Source organism: Kribbella sp. NBC_00482 (genome assembly GCF_036013725.1).
Classification (GTDB): domain Bacteria; phylum Actinomycetota; class Actinomycetes; order Propionibacteriales; family Kribbellaceae; genus Kribbella.
Genome location: NZ_CP107881.1, coordinates 6871614 through 6889915 on the forward strand (window position 1 = coordinate 6871614; position 18302 = coordinate 6889915).

21 protein-coding genes are annotated in these 18302 nt (G+C 68.0%); 10 read left to right on the forward strand and 11 right to left on the reverse strand.

The genetic code is table 11. The features are described 5' to 3' along the window. Positions 1-5 precede the first annotated feature (5 nt). The 3 genes from OHB24_RS33365 to OHB24_RS33375 form a co-directional block, all read right to left on the reverse strand. Entirely contained in the window at positions 6-449 is a 444-nt protein-coding gene (locus OHB24_RS33365; RefSeq protein WP_327634866.1) for a helix-turn-helix transcriptional regulator, read from the reverse strand. Positions 450-556: 107 nt separating this feature from the next. Beyond that, positions 557-2167 (reverse strand): hypothetical protein, encoded by a 1611-nt coding sequence (locus tag OHB24_RS33370; protein ID WP_327634867.1) that lies wholly within the window; start codon positions 2165-2167, stop codon positions 557-559. 76 nt (positions 2168-2243) lie between these two features. After that, entirely contained in the window at positions 2244-3230 is a 987-nt protein-coding gene (locus tag OHB24_RS33375) for an NAD(P)H-binding protein (RefSeq protein WP_327634868.1), read from the reverse strand. 72 nt (positions 3231-3302) lie between these two features. Here OHB24_RS33375 and OHB24_RS33380 point away from each other — a divergent pair, with 72 nt between their 5' ends. The 5 genes from OHB24_RS33380 to OHB24_RS33400 all read left to right on the forward strand — a co-directional run bounded on the left by OHB24_RS33380 (position 3303) and on the right by OHB24_RS33400 (position 7474). Next, positions 3303-4238, forward strand: coding sequence for a helix-turn-helix domain-containing protein (locus OHB24_RS33380; RefSeq protein ID WP_327634869.1), 936 nt, complete (start codon positions 3303-3305; stop codon positions 4236-4238). 11 nt (positions 4239-4249) lie between these two features. After that, a complete protein-coding gene (locus OHB24_RS33385) occupies positions 4250-4978 on the forward strand; it encodes a VOC family protein (protein ID WP_327634870.1) in 729 nt (242 codons plus the stop codon). After that, the gene (locus tag OHB24_RS33390; protein ID WP_327634871.1) at positions 4975-5766 is read left to right on the forward strand and encodes an alpha/beta fold hydrolase; all 792 of its coding nucleotides are present in this window, start codon (positions 4975-4977) and stop codon (positions 5764-5766) included. Before OHB24_RS33385 ends, OHB24_RS33390 begins: the two co-directional genes overlap by 4 nt. 10 nt (positions 5767-5776) lie before the next feature. Then, on the forward strand, positions 5777-6643 hold the full coding sequence (locus OHB24_RS33395; protein WP_327634872.1) for an AraC family transcriptional regulator: 867 nt from the start codon (positions 5777-5779) through the stop codon (positions 6641-6643). A gap of 69 nt (positions 6644-6712) precedes the next feature. After that, positions 6713-7474 (forward strand): SDR family NAD(P)-dependent oxidoreductase, encoded by a 762-nt coding sequence (locus tag OHB24_RS33400; RefSeq protein ID WP_327634873.1) that lies wholly within the window; start codon positions 6713-6715, stop codon positions 7472-7474. A 6-nt stretch (positions 7475-7480) separates the two neighbouring features. On the opposite strand, the gene OHB24_RS33405 is transcribed toward OHB24_RS33400, so the two are convergent. Further along, positions 7481-8281: a MerR family transcriptional regulator gene (locus OHB24_RS33405; protein WP_327634874.1), complete on the reverse strand. Its 801-nt coding sequence runs from the start codon at positions 8279-8281 to the stop codon at positions 7481-7483. 80 nt (positions 8282-8361) lie between these two features. Between OHB24_RS33405 and OHB24_RS33410 the strand changes: the two genes are divergently transcribed. Further along, positions 8362-8682 (forward strand): nuclear transport factor 2 family protein, encoded by a 321-nt coding sequence (locus OHB24_RS33410; protein ID WP_327634875.1) that lies wholly within the window; start codon positions 8362-8364, stop codon positions 8680-8682. Here OHB24_RS33410 and OHB24_RS33415 read toward each other — a convergent pair. The 3 genes from OHB24_RS33415 to OHB24_RS33425 all read right to left on the reverse strand — a co-directional run bounded on the left by OHB24_RS33415 (position 8675) and on the right by OHB24_RS33425 (position 11378). Next, positions 8675-9625 carry a small ribosomal subunit Rsm22 family protein gene (locus tag OHB24_RS33415; RefSeq protein ID WP_327634876.1) on the reverse strand — a complete coding sequence of 317 codons (951 nt, stop codon included), beginning with the start codon at positions 9623-9625 and terminating at the stop codon, positions 8675-8677. The two genes, OHB24_RS33410 and OHB24_RS33415, sit on opposite strands and share 8 nt — an antisense overlap. Before the next feature lie 225 nt (positions 9626-9850). Then, positions 9851-10441: a VOC family protein gene (locus OHB24_RS33420; RefSeq protein ID WP_327634877.1), complete on the reverse strand. Its 591-nt coding sequence runs from the start codon at positions 10439-10441 to the stop codon at positions 9851-9853. Positions 10442-10553: 112 nt separating this feature from the next. Then, positions 10554-11378 (reverse strand): hypothetical protein, encoded by an 825-nt coding sequence (locus OHB24_RS33425; protein ID WP_327634878.1) that lies wholly within the window; start codon positions 11376-11378, stop codon positions 10554-10556. 263 nt (positions 11379-11641) lie between these two features. Between OHB24_RS33425 and pyrH the strand changes: the two genes are divergently transcribed. Together pyrH and OHB24_RS33435 are read left to right on the forward strand one after the other, a co-directional pair. Further along, a complete protein-coding gene (pyrH, locus tag OHB24_RS33430) occupies positions 11642-12349 on the forward strand; it encodes a UMP kinase (RefSeq protein ID WP_131338144.1) in 708 nt (235 codons plus the stop codon). Between the two features lie 86 nt (positions 12350-12435). After that, a complete protein-coding gene (locus OHB24_RS33435; protein ID WP_327634879.1) occupies positions 12436-13335 on the forward strand; it encodes a phosphotransferase enzyme family protein in 900 nt (299 codons plus the stop codon). Here OHB24_RS33435 and OHB24_RS33440 read toward each other — a convergent pair. Further along, complete coding sequence (locus OHB24_RS33440) at positions 13296-14054, reverse strand: phosphotransferase family protein (protein WP_327634880.1); 759 nt, start codon at positions 14052-14054, stop codon at positions 13296-13298. The two genes, OHB24_RS33435 and OHB24_RS33440, sit on opposite strands and share 40 nt — an antisense overlap. A 178-nt stretch (positions 14055-14232) precedes the next feature. Between OHB24_RS33440 and OHB24_RS33445 the strand changes: the two genes are divergently transcribed. Next, positions 14233-16197 carry a translation factor GTPase family protein gene (locus OHB24_RS33445; protein WP_327634881.1) on the forward strand — a complete coding sequence of 655 codons (1965 nt, stop codon included), beginning with the start codon at positions 14233-14235 and terminating at the stop codon, positions 16195-16197. On the opposite strand, the gene OHB24_RS33450 is transcribed toward OHB24_RS33445, so the two are convergent. Together OHB24_RS33450 and OHB24_RS33455 are read right to left on the reverse strand one after the other, a co-directional pair. Next, on the reverse strand, positions 16194-16568 hold the full coding sequence (locus OHB24_RS33450) for a VOC family protein (protein ID WP_327634882.1): 375 nt from the start codon (positions 16566-16568) through the stop codon (positions 16194-16196). The two genes, OHB24_RS33445 and OHB24_RS33450, sit on opposite strands and share 4 nt — an antisense overlap. A 41-nt stretch (positions 16569-16609) precedes the next feature. Next, a complete protein-coding gene (locus OHB24_RS33455; RefSeq protein WP_327634883.1) occupies positions 16610-16747 on the reverse strand; it encodes a hypothetical protein in 138 nt (45 codons plus the stop codon). 99 nt (positions 16748-16846) lie between these two features. Between OHB24_RS33455 and OHB24_RS33460 the strand changes: the two genes are divergently transcribed. Then, a complete protein-coding gene (locus OHB24_RS33460) occupies positions 16847-17491 on the forward strand; it encodes a TetR/AcrR family transcriptional regulator (RefSeq protein WP_327634884.1) in 645 nt (214 codons plus the stop codon). Positions 17492-17502: 11 nt separating this feature from the next. On the opposite strand, the gene OHB24_RS33465 is transcribed toward OHB24_RS33460, so the two are convergent. Beyond that, positions 17503-18288 (reverse strand): putative protein N(5)-glutamine methyltransferase, encoded by a 786-nt coding sequence (locus OHB24_RS33465; protein WP_327634885.1) that lies wholly within the window; start codon positions 18286-18288, stop codon positions 17503-17505. Between the last annotated feature and the right edge of the window lie 14 nt (positions 18289-18302).

The following is an 18302-nucleotide window of genomic DNA, read 5'->3' on the forward strand; positions in this document are numbered from 1 at the left end:
TCAACCTAGCTGCCGGACGTCGGAGATGCTTCTCGATTCCTGATCGGTCGCGTCACCTGTTTCGCCACACACGACGGGATGCCGAGCGTGGCGTCGCCGGCGTTCTCCTTGTAGACGCTCGGCGGCATCCCGACCAGCTCGGCGAACCGGGTGCTGAACGTGCCCAGCGACTGGCAGCCGACCGCGAAGCAGACGTCGGTGACGCTCATCCCGCCGCGCCGCAGCAGCATCATCGCCCGCTCGATCCGCCGGGTCATCAGATACCCGTACGGCGACTCTCCGTAAGCGCGTTTGAACTCGCGGCTCAGGTGGCCCGACGACATGTGCGCGCCGCGCGCGAGCGCCTCGACGTCCAGGGGCTGCGCGTACTCCCGGTCGATCCGATCCTTCACACGCCGCAGCCGCGCCAGGTCCAGCAGGCGCTGCTCATCCGTCGTACCGCTACTCACCGTAGGAATCCTGCCATGTCAGCCGACCGAAGTCATTCCTCCGCGCGGGACCGGTGATCAGCGGCCGGTGGTGCCATCGAGCGTCGACACCAGTTGGTCGAGTTCGGTCACCGAGCTGCCCAGTTGAGGTACGCGACGTTCGCCAGTAGCCAGCCGAACCCGATTGCCTGCTGACCGTCGCGTTCTGGTGTCGGCTGATAGCGGTTGTAGAGCGCGAGGCAGTGTGCGTGAACCCGCGGGTCCCACGGGCTCACCTGCATCCAGCGCGGGGCCTGGTGTGCGACCGAGGCCGCGCCGATCGCGGTGCCGCCGACGGTTGTGTGTACGGCGGGGAGCCCGTCGGCGTCGGTCGTCGCGACGTTCTGGGTGAACGTACGCGCGAGCCGCTCCATGTCCCGGCCCGTGAACGCGAGCCGCGCACGGAATGCCCGGACGGCGAACTCCACGTCGATCGCGCCGTGGCTGATGTCCTCGAACTGCCGCGCCGGACCGCCCGACGGCGTGAAAATCGAGAGATCGCTCTCCGGGTTTCCCGTCTTCGTGAACCCCTCGTAGATGCGGCCGCCCGCCGGCCAGTAGTGCCACACGCTGGCGTCCCCGGCATCTACCGTCAGCTGACCGGCGAGCATCCGCCCCATCGCGGCGACCTTCCGCCGGTAACCGATCTCTCCGGTTGCCAGCGCGAGCTCGACCAGCGTCTGCCCGAGGCCGACCGACTGGTTGATCGGCTGCTCGCACCCGTCGTACGCGAGCGGCTGCCCCTTCGGCCAGATGAGGTGACCGCCGTTCTGGTCGCTCTCGTACTCCCAGTCGTGCACGGCGACCGCCTCGCGGCAGGCCCTGAGGTACTCGTCCGCCTTCCGGTGGTAGCGCCGGCGGAGAACCGGGGAGCCGGCGACGAGCCGGACGAAGCTCGCGATCGGGTACGTGATCATCCCGGTGTGAACGGCGAAGATCACCGGCTTGCAGTGCATCTCGTAGGTGCCGAGCTGCGGTACGTCGCCTGCGCGGGGCGTCGGCCGTCGATCGGCGGCCGTGAGCTGGAGCGGTCCGGGGGCCGCTGCGTAGATGCGGCTCACCGCGTAGTCGGGGCTCGCCGGATCCAGAGAGAGGTCGGAGAGCGTGACCGTGCGGTTCACGAACGTGTTGACGAGCTGGACGGTGAACGTGTCCGGACGGGTCCCGGCGGTCACGGTGACCGTGGTGTCCTCGGCGTACGACAGCGCTTCGCGGAGGTCGAGCAGCGGCTGGCCGTTGCTGTCGGCAAGGGTTGCGTAGCCGGTCGTGTACGGGTGGTCGGCTCGCCAGGCGGGGAGGGAGAGACCGCGGTAGTCCGTGACGCCGCGTTCGCTGTCGCGGACCGCGAGCACCTGGTCGACGTTGTCGATGAGGCGGTCCAGGTAGTACGTGTCGCGGTGCTTCTCGTACATGCGGACCAGACCGAGCAGCACGTACGACTGGCTCCAGGCGAGCATGCCGGAGCGGCCGTCGCGGTTCGTGTTGTCGTTCGGCTGATCCGGCTGCCCGGGACCACCCTCCTGGAACAGCCGGTCCCAGTCATCGAACGTCTTGCGCGCCGTGTAGTCGATGTCAGCGGCGGCGCGGGCATAAGCCGGGAACGCGGAGAGAGCGCTCCCCGCCGTTCCGGCGGCGGCACCGGCGGCCGTCAGCCGGAGGAAGTCACGGCGATGGAGATTGCTGTGGGGAATGTCGGGCATGGCGGGCGGCCTCCAGCTCTTCAAGGGCGGTTTCGAAGAACACAGCAGGCGCAACATTCTCCCGCAGGGAAGTGGTTTACGGCAGGTCGAGTGTCAGCGGTAAATCCTTGAGGAACTCGACGGCGTCGAACATCGCCCCGGCCGACGCCACCCCGGACGTACGCGTCTCGCCGGCAAGGATCCGGCGTACCGCGCCGACCGCGAGCGGCGCCGAGATCGCGTAGATGTCCTGCCCGGTCGCCGTCGCCCGCCGCTCCTCTCCGCCGGTCCGCACCCGGACATCCACCACGAACGTCTGATCCGACCGACCCAACTCGTCAACGGCAGCAGGCGCCGGCGTCTCCGAGTTCGCGAGATCACCGGCGGCCTCGAGCGTCATGTACGTGCGGACCTCCGGTACGGCGATGTGCGACGGGATCGTGATCACGTCGGCCATCGTGAACTCGGCGATCACGCGGCGCCGGCCGAGCGGATCCGGAAACACCCAGTCCTCCTGCACCGACTGGTCCTGGTGGTACTGCAGACGACCGCCGCTGAACCGCACACGGCTCCCGTTCCGCCGGTCGTGCGAAACCTGACCGGCGGCGCGCGTGCCCGGCGTGGGATGCCAACTGCTCAGCCCGTAGGCCACATGCACCTCGTCAGCGGTGGTCCGCTCCCCCAGCGCCGCGGTCGTCAGCAGGTCGCCGAGCCCACCGTAGAACGCCATCGCCGGGATCACCGGAAGAGCGCTCTCCCGAGCGAACGTCGCCACGTTCGCCTCGAGTTCGGCCGCGACGTCGACGTACGGGATGCCCGCGCGGGCGGCCGCGTCGATGATCGCGTCGGCGGTCGTGGCGAACGGCCCGGCGGCGTTGATCACGGCTGCAGCGTTCTTCAGGGCCAGGTCGAGTGCGTGTGGGTCGTCGACGGCAGCCGGCCGTACGTCGAGGTCGCCCCACTGCTCGGCGAGTGCAGCAGCGTTGCGTCCGGAGACAGCGGTGGGAAGGTTCTGCCGGAGGAGTTCCTCGACGACGAAGCGGCCGGTGTGACCGGTGGCGCCGTACACCACGATTGCGTTCATGGGGACGAGTCTCGCCGGTTTCGACCACCCGGCGTGAGAGTCCGGAACGACACCATCCGTACACTTTCGGACATGCACACCGTCGCACTCGCCACCGTCGGACACCTGCTCCACTTCGAGCTCGGGATCGCGTACGAGATCTTCGGCAATCCACCACTCGAAGTCGACGAGTGGTACGACGTACGCCTGTGCGGACCGCGGCCGGTACAGGTCGGGCCGTTCATGGTCGAGCCGACCGAACCGCTCGACGCGATCGCGCGGGCGGACACCGTACTGGTGCCGGCGCTCGCGGATGTCGACGAGCCGGTGTCGGCCGAACTCGCCGATGCGGTGCGGGCGGCATACGAGGCCGGGGCAAGGATCGCGTCGTTGTGCACCGGCGCGTTCGTACTCGGCGCGGCCGGACTGCTCGACGGACGGCGGGCCACCACGCATTGGGCGCACGCCGACGTGCTGAGCGCGCGGTACCCGGAGGCTGTCGTGGATCCGGACGTGCTCTACACCGACAACGGCAACGTGCTGACGGCGGCGGGCAAAGCGGCGGCGGTCGATCTGTGTCTGCATCTGATTCATCTCGACCACGGAGCGACCATCGCGAACACGATCGCCCGGCGCCTCGTCGTACCGCCGCATCGGGCCGGAGGACAGGCACAGTTCGTGGCGACCCCAGTGCAGGTCACCGGCGATCACTCGCTCGCGCAGCTACTGGCCTGGGCGCAGGAGCGTCTGGACCAGCCGCTGACCGTCACCGACCTGGCGAAGCGTGCCAACACGAGCCCACGACACCTAGGTCGGCAGTTCCGTTCGGTCACCGGCCAGACGCCACTCCAATGGCTCCTGACCCAACGCGTCCGCCGAGCGCAGCAACTCCTCGAGTCCACCGACGACGGAATCGAAAAGGTTGCCGCGGCCACCGGCCTCGGAACCGCCACCACCCTCCGCCGCCACTTCCAACGCGTAGTCGGCGTACCCCCGAATAGCTACCGACGTTCGTTCCGCAGCACGTAGGCTCGGTCGGCATGAGCCTCCAGGAGCTCCGCTTCCGTGCCACGCACCTCGACACGGTCCGCGCCGGCACGAAGCGGATCACCATGCGCTTCAACGATCCCGTCGAGGTCGGTCCGGCGACCCTGGTGTTCGAGTTCGACGACGAGGTCCGCATCCCCGGGCGGATCGTGTCGACCCTCGCCAAGCGCGTCGACAGCGTGACCGACGACGAGGCCCGCGAGGACGGCTTCGCGACCGCCGCCGACGTCCTCCCGGGGCTCCGTGACTACTACCCGGAGCTCCAGCCGAGCGACGAGCTCGTCATCGTCCGCTTCGAGGTCGGGTCCACCTATCCGCAGCGCATGCACACCGCGCTCGATGCGGTGGATTGGCGTGGGCTGGCCGAGTTCTATCGGGTGCTGCTCGGGCTGCGGTACCGCCCCGGCGACGAGCCACCGACAGACGGAACGGCGGACGATGCCGGCTGGCTCGTGCTGGTCGACGAGGACGGGAATCGTCAGCTGGCGATCAACCAGGTCGATGAGCTGACGCCGTCCACGTGGCCGTCGGACGGCGTACCGAAGCAGATGCACCTCGACTACGCCGTACCGTCGGTGGACGAACTCCATCGGCACCGGCAGCGCGCCGAGGAGCTCGGTGCAAGGCTTCTGTACGACCGGACCGCCGACGAGGGCGAACCGCTGTACGTCCTGGCGGATCCGGCGGGACATCCGTTTTGTCTACTGGTGGGAGAACTGTGAGCAAGCAGACTGGGTACGCCGACGTCAACGGGCTGCGCATGTACTACGAAGTGCACGGCGAGGGCGGTACGCCGTTGGTGCTGCTGCACGGCGGCCTGTTCAACATCGACCTGCAGTTCGGGGAGCTGCTCGAAGGGCTGTCGGCCGGGCGGAAGGTCATCGCCGCTGACTTCCAGGGACACGGCTACACGAACGACATCGACCGCCCACTCGGTACGGCGGAGCTGGCCTCGGACGTGGTGGCGCTGCTCGCGCGCCTCGACGTACCGAGGGCCGACCTGTTCGGGTTCAGCGTCGGCGGCGCGGTCGCGCTGTACCTCGCGATCGAGTACCCGGAGCTGGTACGGAAGGCGATCATCTCGTCGGTCTCGTTCAACCCGTCCGGTGACCGTGAAGAGAACGCGGAGGCGGTCGGTTCGATGAAGGTGGAGATGATCGCCGGCACGCCGATGGAGGCCGACTACCTGGCGAAGTCGCCGCACCCCGACCACGAGCACCTGCAGACGCTGCTCGACAAGCTCGGCAGCTACGACCGCGGCATGAGCGGATGGAGCGACGACGACATCCGTGGCATCGAGGCGCCCACGCTGCTGACGTTCGGCGACTCCGACGCGGTGAAGCTCGAGCATGCCGTCCGCTTCCACCAGCTCCGCGGCGGCGACGTCAACGGCGACTTCGTGGGCGTCCCCGCCTCCCAGCTGGCGATCTTCCCCGGTACGACGCACTTCACCGGTCTCGCCCGCACTCCCCTGGTCCTCGACACCGTCACCACCTTCCTCGACGCCTGACAAACCCGTCATGGATGAGCTGCGCGAGCTGATCGTGAATGCGGCAGGGCGTGAAGGCACGATCGACGGGCTCCTGCTGTCGGTCGTGACAGCGCCCACCCCGCCGACGTCCAGCCTCGCCTCGCCGACATTCGCGCTGGTGGCTCAGGGCCGCAAGCGGCTGGCGCTCGGGGAGCAGGTCTTCGAGTACGGCGCCGGCGACTACCTCGTCGTATCGGTCGACCTACCCGTCACGGGCCACTTCGTCGAGGCGTCGCCCGCCGTACCCTGCCTCGGCGTCGGTCTCGCGTTGAAGCCGGAGATCATCGCCGAGCTTCTGCTCGACGCGGCCGAGAAGCCGGGTGGACCCGTCCGCGGCCTGAGCGTGAGCCGCGCCTCGACGGAACTGGTCGACGCGGTCATCCGCCTGCTCCGCCTGGTCGACGAGCCTGACGACGCACCCGTACTGGCGCCGCTCGTCCAGCGCGAGATCCTCTGGCGCCTGCTCCGCAGTCCACAAGGTGCCGCCGTACGGGACATCGGCCTCGCCGACAGCAGCCTGTCGCACGTCGCGCGCGTCATCCGCTGGATCCGCGACCACTACACCGAGCCGTTCCGGGTCGAGGACCTCGCAGCGATGGCCGGCATGAGTACGTCGGCGTTCCACCGGCACTTCCGCACCGTGACCGAGCTGACCCCGATCCAGTACCAGAAGAAGATCCGCCTGCAGGAAGCGCGGCTGCGCGTGGTCGGGCTCGGCGAGGACGTGACGAGCGCCGGGTACGCCGTCGGCTACGACAGCCCGTCCCAGTTCAGCCGCGAGTACCGGCGCGAGTTCGGTACGCCGCCGAGTCGCGATCGAGCAGGATCAGGCAAGTCGTCGCGAGCATTGGTCTAACACTCCGCCTGCAATTACTCGTGTACTGGTGAGGTACCTGTTCCTGACCAGTAGGAGTTGTGCACGATCATGCATGTAGCTGTGATCACCGGCGGAAGTTCCGGCATCGGCCAAGCCGCGGCATTCGAGCTCGCGAAACGCGGCACCGCGGTCGTCCTCACCTATCGCGGCAGTCGCGAACGCGGCCTGGAGACGGTCGAACGGATCGAGAAGGACGGCGGTACGGCGGTCGCGCTGCCGCTGGACGTCGGTCGCCCTGACACGTTCACCGAGTTCCGCACCGCGCTCACCGACGTACTGCGGCGATGGGACCGCACATCGTTCGACTTCCTCGTCAGCAACGCCGGTGTCGGGCAACCTCCGGTGATGTTCGAGGACACGACCGCGGACCTGTTCGACCAGATGGTGAACGTCCACCTGAAAGGGCCGTACTTCCTCACCCAGACTCTCCTCCCGCTGATCGCCGACCACGGCTCGATCGTCTACACGACCAGTACGTCGGCGCTCGAGTCGGCGCGCCCGTCGCCCGGGTACTCCGTCTACGCAAGCGTGAAGGGCGCGCAGATCGTGCTCACCCGCTACCTCGCGAAGGAGCTCAGCACCCGCCGGATCCGGGTCAACGCCGTCGCTCCCGGCGTCACCCGGACCCGTCTCGGCGACGACGCGTTCGCCCAGTACCCGGAGCTGATCCCGCCGATCGCCGAACGCACCGCGCTCGGCCGGATCGGCGAGTCCGACGACCTCGGCAAGGTCATCGCGTTCCTCAGCTCCTCCGACGCAGGCTGGATCACCGCGCAGACCGTGGAAGCCTCCGGCGGCTACGAACTCTGAGACCGCTCAGCTGACGCGGAAGACAGGCCACGCGATGCCGGTGCGCCAGGCCGCCGGATCCGGGTCGTCTCGCGGGCCGACCGTGTACGTCTCCTGCACCGGTCCAGCAACAGCCAGGGCGTGCTCGTGCACCCAGGTCGCGAGCCGACCGTAGGTGACGTCGATGTCGTCGTGGGGACCATGGTGGATCGTGGCTGCGAGCTCGACGGCGGGCAGCTCGACCGGGCGCACCCGGCCGTGCGACGGCGCCTCGGCCACGGGGTAGTAGACGAGAACGGTCCCGCGGCCCTCGGCGAACAGCTCGTCGTCGTAGCGCCCGCCCGGCGGACCGACCGGCTGGGCGACGGCAGCGTCGAGCTCGGCCATCGCACCGTCGTACCACGGGAGAACCTCGTCCAGACACAGGACGTCCTTGATGCCGGCAACCAACGTGGCAGGCTCCGAGCGGAGCTCGACTTCGAGGTCACCAGGAGCGGGCCTGAGCAACCGTTGTAAGGAGGTCACGGCCGCTCGGGTCCGTTCGAGCGTCTCTTGCAACCGTTCGAGATGAACCGCGACGAGGTCCGCGCGCCGGTCCGGGTCGTCGGTGGCGATGATCTTGCCGACCTCTGCCAGCGGTACGTCGAGCTCGCGCAGCCGGTGGATGACCTGAGCGGACGGGATCTGCTCGACGGCGTAGTACCGGTAGCCGCTCGACGCGTCGACGGACGCGGGCTCGAGCAATCCGCTCTCGTGGTACCGCCGCAGCGTGCGAACGCTCAGATGCGTCGCCCGCGCGAACTCGCCGATCGTCATTCCGCTCCGCACACCGCTCAGCCTGCACCCTCCCGCCGGGAGAGAGTCAACTCCTTGCGTCTCCCCCGACGAGAGGCGGCAACCTCCTCAGCGTGCTGCCTGACACGATCACCAAATACCTGATCAGCCACGTCACCCGGGACGTCCCGGCGGCGATGCGCTGGTACGCCGACGACGCCGAGGTCACTGACGACGGCAAGACCTATCGCGGCCACGACGAGATCCGCGCCTGGCTGGCGAGCTCGGCCAGTGAGTACAGCTACACGACCGAACTCACCAGCGCCCGCCAGGTCGACGAACAGACCTACGTCGCGACCCATCACCTCGACGGCGACTTCCCAGGCGGTACCGCCGACCTGGACTTCACGTTCACCCTGATCGACGGACGGATCGCCCGGCTCGTCATCAGCTGATCATCGGCGACTCATCACCCCACCCCGCACTACGGGCGACGCGGTACGCCGGGGCCGACTTCGGTACGACGACGCGCTCCGACGTACCGGCCGCGGTGCAGAGGTCGAGGACGACCTGGCCTTTGCGACGGATCGGCCGGGTGAGTACTCGCGCCGCGGCCCGGCGAACCGGGCTGCGGGTCGCGACGACGTACGCGAACTTCTCGTCCTCATAGTTGCGGGTGCCGTCCTTCAGCGCCCGGTGCAACTCGGTCCGGGGCAGGCGCGCGGCGAAGTGACACCAGTCGATCGGGCATGGTCCCTGGTGCGGGCAGGGCGCCGCGATCGTGAACCCGTGGGAGATCAGGAGCTCGCGGGCGTCGATCGTACGGCGGTGACCGCTCGGGGTGCCCGGTTCGACGAGGACGATCGTCTTCGCCGACTGGGCGGCGGTGCGGAGGAGGTCGCGGCGGGTCTCCTCGGCCAGTTCGTTGAGGACGTACCCGATCGTGATGAGGTCGACCGTGGTCGGTGACGTCCAGTCGCGGAGGTCGGCGGAGGTCCAGCTGGACGAGAAGTTGCCAGTGGCAAGTTGCTTGCCGAGGCGAATGGCGGCGGGCTGGCGTTCGACGATCTGGGTGCTGATCGCCGGCCACAGCGACGCGGCGGCCCACGCCGCGGCTCCTGTTCCGCCGCCGAGATCGAGGTGCGTGGTGAACGGAGAGCTGACGTGACGCTCGGCCATCGCGAGCGCCACGTGGAGTGCGCGGAAGGTGGCCGGCATCCGTACGACGGCGTACGCGAGGGCGTCGAGCGCGTCGCGCATTCCCGGGGCGGTGTCGACGACCTGTTCGGTGCGGTAGCGGTGTGAGAGCGCGGCGACGCGGCCGCGGAGTTCGTGATGCGGCACGCCGGCGACGGCGCGCGCGAGGGCAGCATGCAGCTGAATGTCCACGGAGGACATGAGGGATCTCCGGTTCGATCGGCACGGAGTGCGCACCTGTTCGAGGGCGCACGTGACCCGCGGCCAGACGCCGCGACGCACCAATCGGTCCGGGAAGAGCTGTCAGCTTGTCAGCGGGCAGCAGACCAGGAGGGAATGGCGCGGAACCGGATAACCTTGCAAGCCATCACACACCTCCTAGATTCAGCACGACCGTAGCAGAGCACGCCGTACGGCGCTCCCGTTTTAGCGGCCCTCCGCCGTACACAGACAGACCTTGTTCCCCTGCGGATCCGCGAGCACGATGAACGCCGGCGCCTCCTCGTCGTACACGACCTTGCCGCCGGCCGCGAGCGCCACCTCGATCCGCCCCGGCACGACCTCCGGCGGCAGCCAGAGGTCGAGATGGAACCGCTGGCGAGGCGTCTCGTGCGGTGTCGTGCCCTGGAACCACACGTTGGCGACGCGGCCCGTCGGATCGAAGATGTCGTTGCCCGTAAAGGATTCCGTGCTGCCGGTGAGCACCGCCGCCCAGAACGGGCCGAGCTCCACCAGATCCGCCGTGTCCAACCCGATCTCGAGCTGCGCCACGGCCGCCGGATCGGCGGTCAGACCATGCTCCGCCGCGATCGCGCTGATCCGTCCCGCCAGGTCCGCGTCCCGAGTGGCGACATCCACGAACGACGCACCGAGCCGAAGATCAGGTACGGCGTCCTGACAAGCCTCCCCCACCGCCGCCACGAAGCGCACGCCATCGGCATATGCATCGATCAAGAACCTCGCATGCAGCTTCTGTGCCAACTTCCGCCAGTCCAGCAACCCAGTCTCAGACACCATGACCAGAGGCTAGGACCCTGCGCCGACAGTTCTCTCCTGCAGGGTCGCGAGATCACGCTCGGCGTACCGGCGGTGCGCGCCTTCTCGCCGTCGCGAACCAGGTCGGTGGTCATCAGGCGTTTGTCGGGGCCACAGGCCTGCCAGTGGCGGTCTCCACAACGTGCGCCAGGAAGTCCCGGACGTCCCCGAGCAGGTCGGCCTGGTCTGCGTAGCCGGAAGCACCGCTGACGTCGCGCAGGCGGAGGCCCTCGGTCAGTACCCGGTGCCAGCGCTCGTCGTAGTGGGTCAGTGCCCAGCGGCCGGCGCGCGACTTCGCGGTCATCTCGCCGGTGACCAGGAGATGGTGCAGACGCACGGAGGCGAGGATGCAGTGCGTGAGCAGATAGTCGCGTTCGCGCTGATCTGTTGGGAGGTCGGCAGGGGTTGCCCGGGCCAGGCCTTCGGCGTTGCGGCGCCAATAGGTGTCGAGGTTGTCCACGGTGTAGTCATGCAGCGCCTGCTTGTCGGTCCAGATCTGAAGAGTGGACAGCTCTGGGCCGGTGACCGTGATCCCGGCCTGCGCCAGTTCGTGCCACGTGATCATCCGCGACGGCGAGGCGAGAATCTCGAGTTTCCTGGTGGGGATCATCTCCGGCAACGGAGGCAGCGTGCGCGGGTCGCATGCCAGGTCGGCGGCGAGCAGGTGCGGCCCGTCGAACCGGATCGAGGAGTATGCCACCATCTGTGTGTGGACGCCCCGCAGCGCCTCCACCTCCGCCGGCACCGGCCGGTGGGCGAGCGTGGCGAGGAAGTCGACGTCGGACTCCCGCGGCGCCCACTCGCCGAAGACCACCCCGCCATGGAGATAGAGCCCGGTCAGCAGCCCCGTGGGCAGCTCCTGCTCGGCCAGCAGCAGGAAGCGGTCGCACAGGTCCTGGACGGGGGCTGGCAGCGTCACGAGTTCTCCTATGTCAGGGAGCAGGAAAGGCCCACCGTAGTCCGGTTCACGTTGTAGAAGTGGGCGCCGCTGAGGTCGATGTCTTGGAACACCGTGTTCCGGAGCGTCGACTCCTCGGATCGTGCCCGGTTAGATTCTGCGCCTTGAACTCAGTCACACCGTCGGCGTTGCAGACCACGGCGCGCAGCGGAACCGGTTCGTGATAGATGTGCTGTCGGTACGTCGCGATCGGCTGTGCCTCCCCGCCTTCAGAACGGAGTGGCATGTACCGCAGGCTCGTGCTCAAGTTGTCCGGTCAGGCGATCGCCGGACCGAACGAGTTCGGTTTCGCGAGCGATCGGCTCACCCATCTCGCGACCGAGGTGATCGCGCTGCGCGCCACCGGGGTCCAGGTCGCGGTTGTCGTCGGCGGCGGGAACGTGTTCCGGGGCAACCGGGCGGACGACTGGGGCATCGACCGGGTCGAGGCGGACAACATCGGCATGCTCGGCACCGTCATCAACGCGGTGCTGCTGCGTGGACGGCTCGCGGCGCTCGGTGCGCACGGCGTACGGCTGATGACGGCGATCCCGATCGACAACCTCGCCGAACCGTACATCCGGCTGCGCGCGCTCCGGCACCTGGAGAAGGGCTCGATCGTACTGCTTGCCTGCGGCAACGGGCAGCCGTTCACCACCACCGACTACCCATCGGTGCAGCGCGCGGTGGAACTGGAGGCCGACGCGCTATTGGTCGCGAAGAACGGCACCGACGGTGTGTACGACGCCGACCCGAACAAGCACCCCGACGCCCGCCGCTTCGACCACCTGACCTACGCCGAGGTCATCGACCGCGGCCTCGGCGTGATGGACCAAACCGCCTTCATCCTCGCCCGCGACCACCACCTCCCCCTCCACGTCTTCGACATAGACCGCCCCGGCGCCGCCTCAGCCATCCTCAACGGCACCCCCTTGGGCACCCTCATCAACTGACCTCCCGCGCGAGCCTTTGCGGGGATGTTCGCGGACTGATCCACTGGTCACCCGACACGCGGTCGAGACCAGTGAGGTTGATGAATATGCAGGCCCTTCCCGAAACGCTCCTGGCGGAAGTTCGTGATCGGTACGGTGTTGTGGCCGACAGCGCGGAAGCGATCGGCGGTGGGACCGCGAGCAAGCTCTGGCGGCTGAATACGGAACCGTCCGTGGTCGTGAGGTTGGCGCAGAATTACGAACTGCCGGACCAGCAATGGTCGTGCAGAGTTGCCACCGAGTTCGCCGGTGAGCTCTCTGAGGTGATTCCGCCGCTGGTTGGGTCTGACGGGGAAGCGGTCTTCTCCTGGCAGGGGCGGCCGATCACCGTCTGGCCGTTCGTGATGGGTGAGCGCCTCGACAGACGGAATCGTGGCGAGCTTCGGCAGGCGGCTCGGCTCTTGGCACGACTGCACCTTTCTGCGCGTGCGTTTCCGAGTCTGGGCGAGGGAAAGCCTCCAGAACGTGATGACTCCGAGGCCGAGCGGCTGCTTCCCGATCCTGAGCTGGATCGATGGCTGCAGTCCTGGCGGACCCATAGCGAGGATCAACCGGCCGGATGGATGCACCGTGACTTCTTCCCGGGCAATGTGCTGTGCCGGGACGGGCAGATCGTCGGCCTGGTTGATTGGGACGAGGTCGAATGGGGCCCGTTGATCAACGAACTTGCCTGGTCGGTCTGGGAGTTCGGCCGGTCTCCGGCTGGCGATGCCCTGGACGTGGATCACGCGCTGGAGTTTCTGGGTGAGTACCGGCGGGCCGGCGGCCCGGTCCGACCGACGAATGACCTGATACCGCTGATCCGTGCGCGCCTGCGCAGCGATATTGCCTTCTGGCGGCGGATCAACGCTGCCGATCCTGCTGAGGATCGGGCAAAGGTCGCAGCCTTCTCAGCCCTTCGCTCTCATCAACCGATCTCCTGCGCGATCACATCGAGGTGCGGTTGAATCCAGTCACCGCCCGCGGCAAGCTCCGCCTGTAACGCGATCAGCGACCAGAGCGCGCGGTACATCGACAGCGTCCGGGGCGGCGCGTCGACCTCGCCGTACCCTGCCAGGAACGCGGCGGTCACCTGCGGCCCGGCCATGGACAAGCGCGCGAGGTCGAACAGAGGATCGCCGTACGTCGCGTCGCCCCAGTCGAGGATCCCGGTCAGCTCGGCACCCGCGGCGTACACGTGCCGCAGATGCAGATCCCCGTGCAGCAGGACAGGCGTCACTCCCGCAACGCTCTCGATGAACTCCGGCGCCACGGCCCGAACGCGCGCCGCGAGCCGATCCGGCAACACGTCCAGCCCGTCCAACACACCCCGCAACCGATCCCGCCAGGACGCCGACGGATCGACGATCGTATGCACGCGCCGCACGCCCTCCCCAACCACCCGCAGCACCGTGCCGAGGTCGGGTGAGTCCGCCGCGAGCGGCCGACCGGGAAGCTCCCGCGTGATCAATGGAGACGACGCGATCACCTCAGGCGCAGGTACGTCAACAGACCGCGCGAGCCGGCACGCGTCGGCCTCCTCGGCGACCGTCGCCCCGGCCTTCAGGTAGTAGACGCCGGCACGCGTTTCCAGGCAGAACGTCTGGTTGCCGACGAACCCGTTGACCGGTGTGGCACGGACGACGGCACCCACGTGCGGTGTCGCGAGTGCGATGGGATCGAGCATCCGAGTCAGCCTACGGGTGGGTGTAGGTGGGAGCTAAATGGTTTGTTCGCGGGTGGGAAGGGTTGGTGTACTCGGGGCGTACCGAAGAACAGGTGTCTCGTAAAGGAGTCCGTCATGCGACCTCGCTTCATGGCTGTTGCGACGACCGATGGCACCTGTTCTAAGGACATGAAGCGGCGTGGAAGTACTGAATCTTGGGATCCTGGCGCATGTTGACGCCGGAAAGACCAGCCTGACCGAGCGGCTGCTGTACGCCGCCGGAGTCATCGACGAGGTCGGCAGCGTCGACGACGGAAGCACCCAGACCGACTCGCTCGCGCTCGAACGGCAGCGCGGGATCACGATCAAGTCGGCCGTCGCCGCGTTCACGATCGGCGACGTCGGCATCAACCTGATCGACACCCCGGGGCACCCGGACTTCATCGCCGAGGTGGAGCGCGCGCTGAGCGTGCTCGACGGCGCGGTCCTGGTCATCTCGGCGGTGGAGGGCGTCCAGGCGCAGACGCGCGTACTCATGCGCACCCTGCAACGCCTGCGCATCCCCACCCTCGTCTTCGTCAACAAACTCGACCGCCCTGGCGCGCAGTACGACGGCGTACTGGAGCAGATCGCCACCAAGCTCACCCGGGACATCGTTCCGATGGGCGAGGCGGCGTACCTCGGCACGCCCGAGGCGAAGTTCAAGCCGATCGTGCAGGAGGACGCTCTTCTGGAGGTCCTCACCCGGCACGACGACGCACTTCTGCAGCGGTACGTCGACAACGAGCCGCTGTCGTTGCACGAGGCACTCATCGCCCAGACGCACCAAGCGATCGTCCACCCGGTGTACTTCGGATCCGCGATCACCGGTGCGGGCACGGAAGCCCTCGCCGACGGCATCCGGGAACTGCTCCCCCGCGCCCGCACCACCGGCGTACCGCTCGACGGCACCGTGTTCAAGGTCGAACGCGGACCGGCCGGCGAGAAGATCGCGTACGTACGAATGTTCTCCGGCAGCACCCAGGTGCGCGACCGCGTGCGGTACGGCGACGCGGACGGGAAGATCACCGCGCTCGAGGTCGTCGGCGAAGGCCCCGCGGCGACGATCCGGGCCGGCCAGATCGGCCGCTTCTGGGGACTCGCGGAAATCCGCATCGGCGACACCCTGACCGATTTCCGGAACGTTTCCGCCACGGAACGGCACATTGTTTCCGCGCAGGCGTTCTCCCCGCCCACGCTCGAGACGGTCATCACCCCGCGGAAGCGCTCCGACAAGGGCAACCTCCGTGTCGCGCTCACGCAACTGGCGGAGCAGGACCCGCTGATCAACCTCCGCCAGGACGATCTGCGCCAGGAAACCTACGTTTCCCTGTACGGCGAGGTGCAGAAGGAGGTCATCGAGTCGACGCTGGCCACCGACTTCGGGATCGAGGTCGACTTCCGCGAGACGACCACGATCTGCATCGAGCGGATCGCCGGCACCGGGCAGGCGGTCGAGTTCAACAAGAAGGACGCGAACCCGTTCCTCGCCACCGTCGGGCTCCGAGTCGAAGCAGCGCCGGTCAACGCCGGCGTCACCTTCGAGCTGGAGGTCGAACTCGGCTCGATGCCGTACGCGTTCATCAAGGCCGTCGAGGAAACCGTCCGCGAAACCCTGCACCAGGGCCTCCACGGCTGGCAGATCCCGGACGCCCGCGTGGTGATGACGCACTCGGGCTATTCGGCCCGCCAGAGTCACGCACACGCCGTGTTCGACAAGAGCATGTCCAGCACGGCCGGCGATTTCCGGTTCCTCACCCCACTGATCCTGATCAACGCACTCCAGGAAGCAGGTACGACGGTGCACGAGCCGATGCACCGCTTCCGTCTGGAGATCCCGACCGACACGACCCGCGCCGTACTCGCGGCCCTCGCCCGGCTCCGCGCCATTCCGCAGGTCCCGGCGCTGGCCGCGGAAACCTCAACCCTGGAAGGAGAGATCCCCGCGGCCGCCGTGTACGAACTCGAACAGCAGCTCCCCGCCCTCACCCGCGGCGAAGGCGTCCTGGAGTCGGCGTTCGAGCGCTACCAACCGGTGACCGGCCCGGTCCCGGAACGCCCGCGCACCGACCACGACCCCCTCAACCGCCCGGAGTACTTACTCCATGTACAGCGCCGGGTCTAGGCCCATTCGACCAGCTGTACGACGACGCCGTTGGGGTCGGTGACCTGGAACAGCTTCTCGCCCCAGGGCTCCTCGCGCAGCGGCATCGAGATCGCGACGCCCTCGGAGCGCAGGCGCTGCTCCTCGGCCTCGATGCCGCTGATCGTGAACGCCAGGATCAGGCCCGCGGCGCGCTGGTCGCGCTGCTCGGGCGGCAGGATCTCGATGCCGCGCTGTAGCAGGACGATATCGACGGCGTCGTCGTCGCGGGTGAGTTTCGCGAAACCTTCCGCCGCGACCTCCTCGGAGTACCCGAGGTGCTTGGTGAAGAAGGCGTGCGAGGCGGCGACGTCATCGACGGTGAGAGACAGGGTGGATGCGTTGATCTTCATGGGATTCCTTCCGGAGAACTCGGTGTACGGACGAACTGCGATCAGCGGTTGCCGCGCCGCGTGGTGGGGCGGCGGGTCACCGGCTGCTGGTAGCGCACGACGCGGGTCTGCGCCGTGCGCCGTTGGTCGCCCCGGCGGTCGAACGCCGAGCCGGCCGCACCGTGTTTCGGAGTACGCATCCACTACTTCCCTTCGGAGTATTTTTACGACGGGAGTAACTTTAATCAGAGGCCGAGTGTGCTGTCAACATACTTTTACGTCGGGGGTATGATTTCTCCATGGACACCACGACGATCGCTCCACTCGGGCTGCGCGAGATCAAGAAGCAGGAGACGCGGCAGCTGATCTCAGACCAGGCGACGCGGCTCTTCATCGCGCAGGGTTTCGAGGAGACGACCATCGCCGAGATCGCGGACGCGGCCCGGGTCGCGAAGAAGACCGTGACCAACTACTTCGCCCGCAAGGAGGATCTCGCCCTCGACCATCAGGCCGCGTTCGTTGCCTCATTGGCCGATGCGGTGACCTCGCGCCAGAACGGCGAATCGGCCTATGCGGCACTGCGACGCGCGTTCGAAACCGCGGTCGCCGCGCAGGATCCCGTGGCCGGGTTCGCCGGGCCGGAGTTCACCCGGATGATCGCCGATAGTCCGACGCTGACCGTTTGCCTGCGCAGTCTGCACGATCAACGCGAGCAGGCTCTGGCCGCTGCCCTCGCGGAGGCAGCGGGCGCAGAGCCGGAGGACATCGCCGTACGCACGGCTGCCGGGCTGCTCGGCACCGTGCACCGCATCCTGTTCCAGCGCATCCAGGAGCTCACGCTCGCGGGTCTCCCCAACGCGAAGATCGCCGGCATCGTCGCCGCGGAAGGCAAGCACGCGTTCGACCTGCTAGCGCCCTCGCTCGAGGACTTCCCGACAACCTGAGCCGGGAGCGTTCAGCTGCGGCGGCCCCGGACGACGTTCGCGCCGAGGTCGTCGTCTGCGGTGATCTCGGTCTCCAGACCGTGTTCGACCATGACCGCCCGCGCGAGCGGCGCCTGTTGATCGCTCATCTCGACGAACAGGTGCCCACCCGGCGCCAGCCATTCCGCGGCGCCGGCGACCACGCGGCGCAGGGTCGCGAGGCCGTCCGGTCCCCCGTCCAGCGTGACGTGCGGCTCGTACAGCCGAGCCTCCGCTGGGAGCAGCCGGATCTCGTCTGTCGGCACGTACGGAACGTTCGCCAGCAGTACGTCGACCTCGCCAAGCAACCGCTCCGGCAATGCAGCGAACAGGTCGCCCTGATACACGGTCCCGTCCAACGGCTCCAGGTTCCGCCGAGCACATCGCACCGCGGCCGGCTCGATGTCAGCGGCGTACAGCGAGACCTCGCGCTCGGCCGCGACCGCGGCGCCCAAGGCACCCGAGCCGCAGCCGAGGTCCACGACGACCGAGCCCGCGACGGTGAAGCGCAGCGCCTCAGCGACCAGGAACTCGGTACGGCGACGCGGGATGAATACCCCGGGATCGACAGCGATCCGCAACCCGCGGAACGAGGCCCAGCCGACGACGTACTCCAACGGCAACCCGGCGACCCGCTGGTCGACCATCGCGGCGAGCTCGGCCGCGTCCCGCGCGGTCTCGGCGATCAGCGCAGCCTCGTCCTCGGCGAACACACAGCCGGACGCACGCAACCGCTCGACGACGAGGCCGATCTCAACAGTGGAAGGTGAAACAGACACAGAACCCCGCCCTT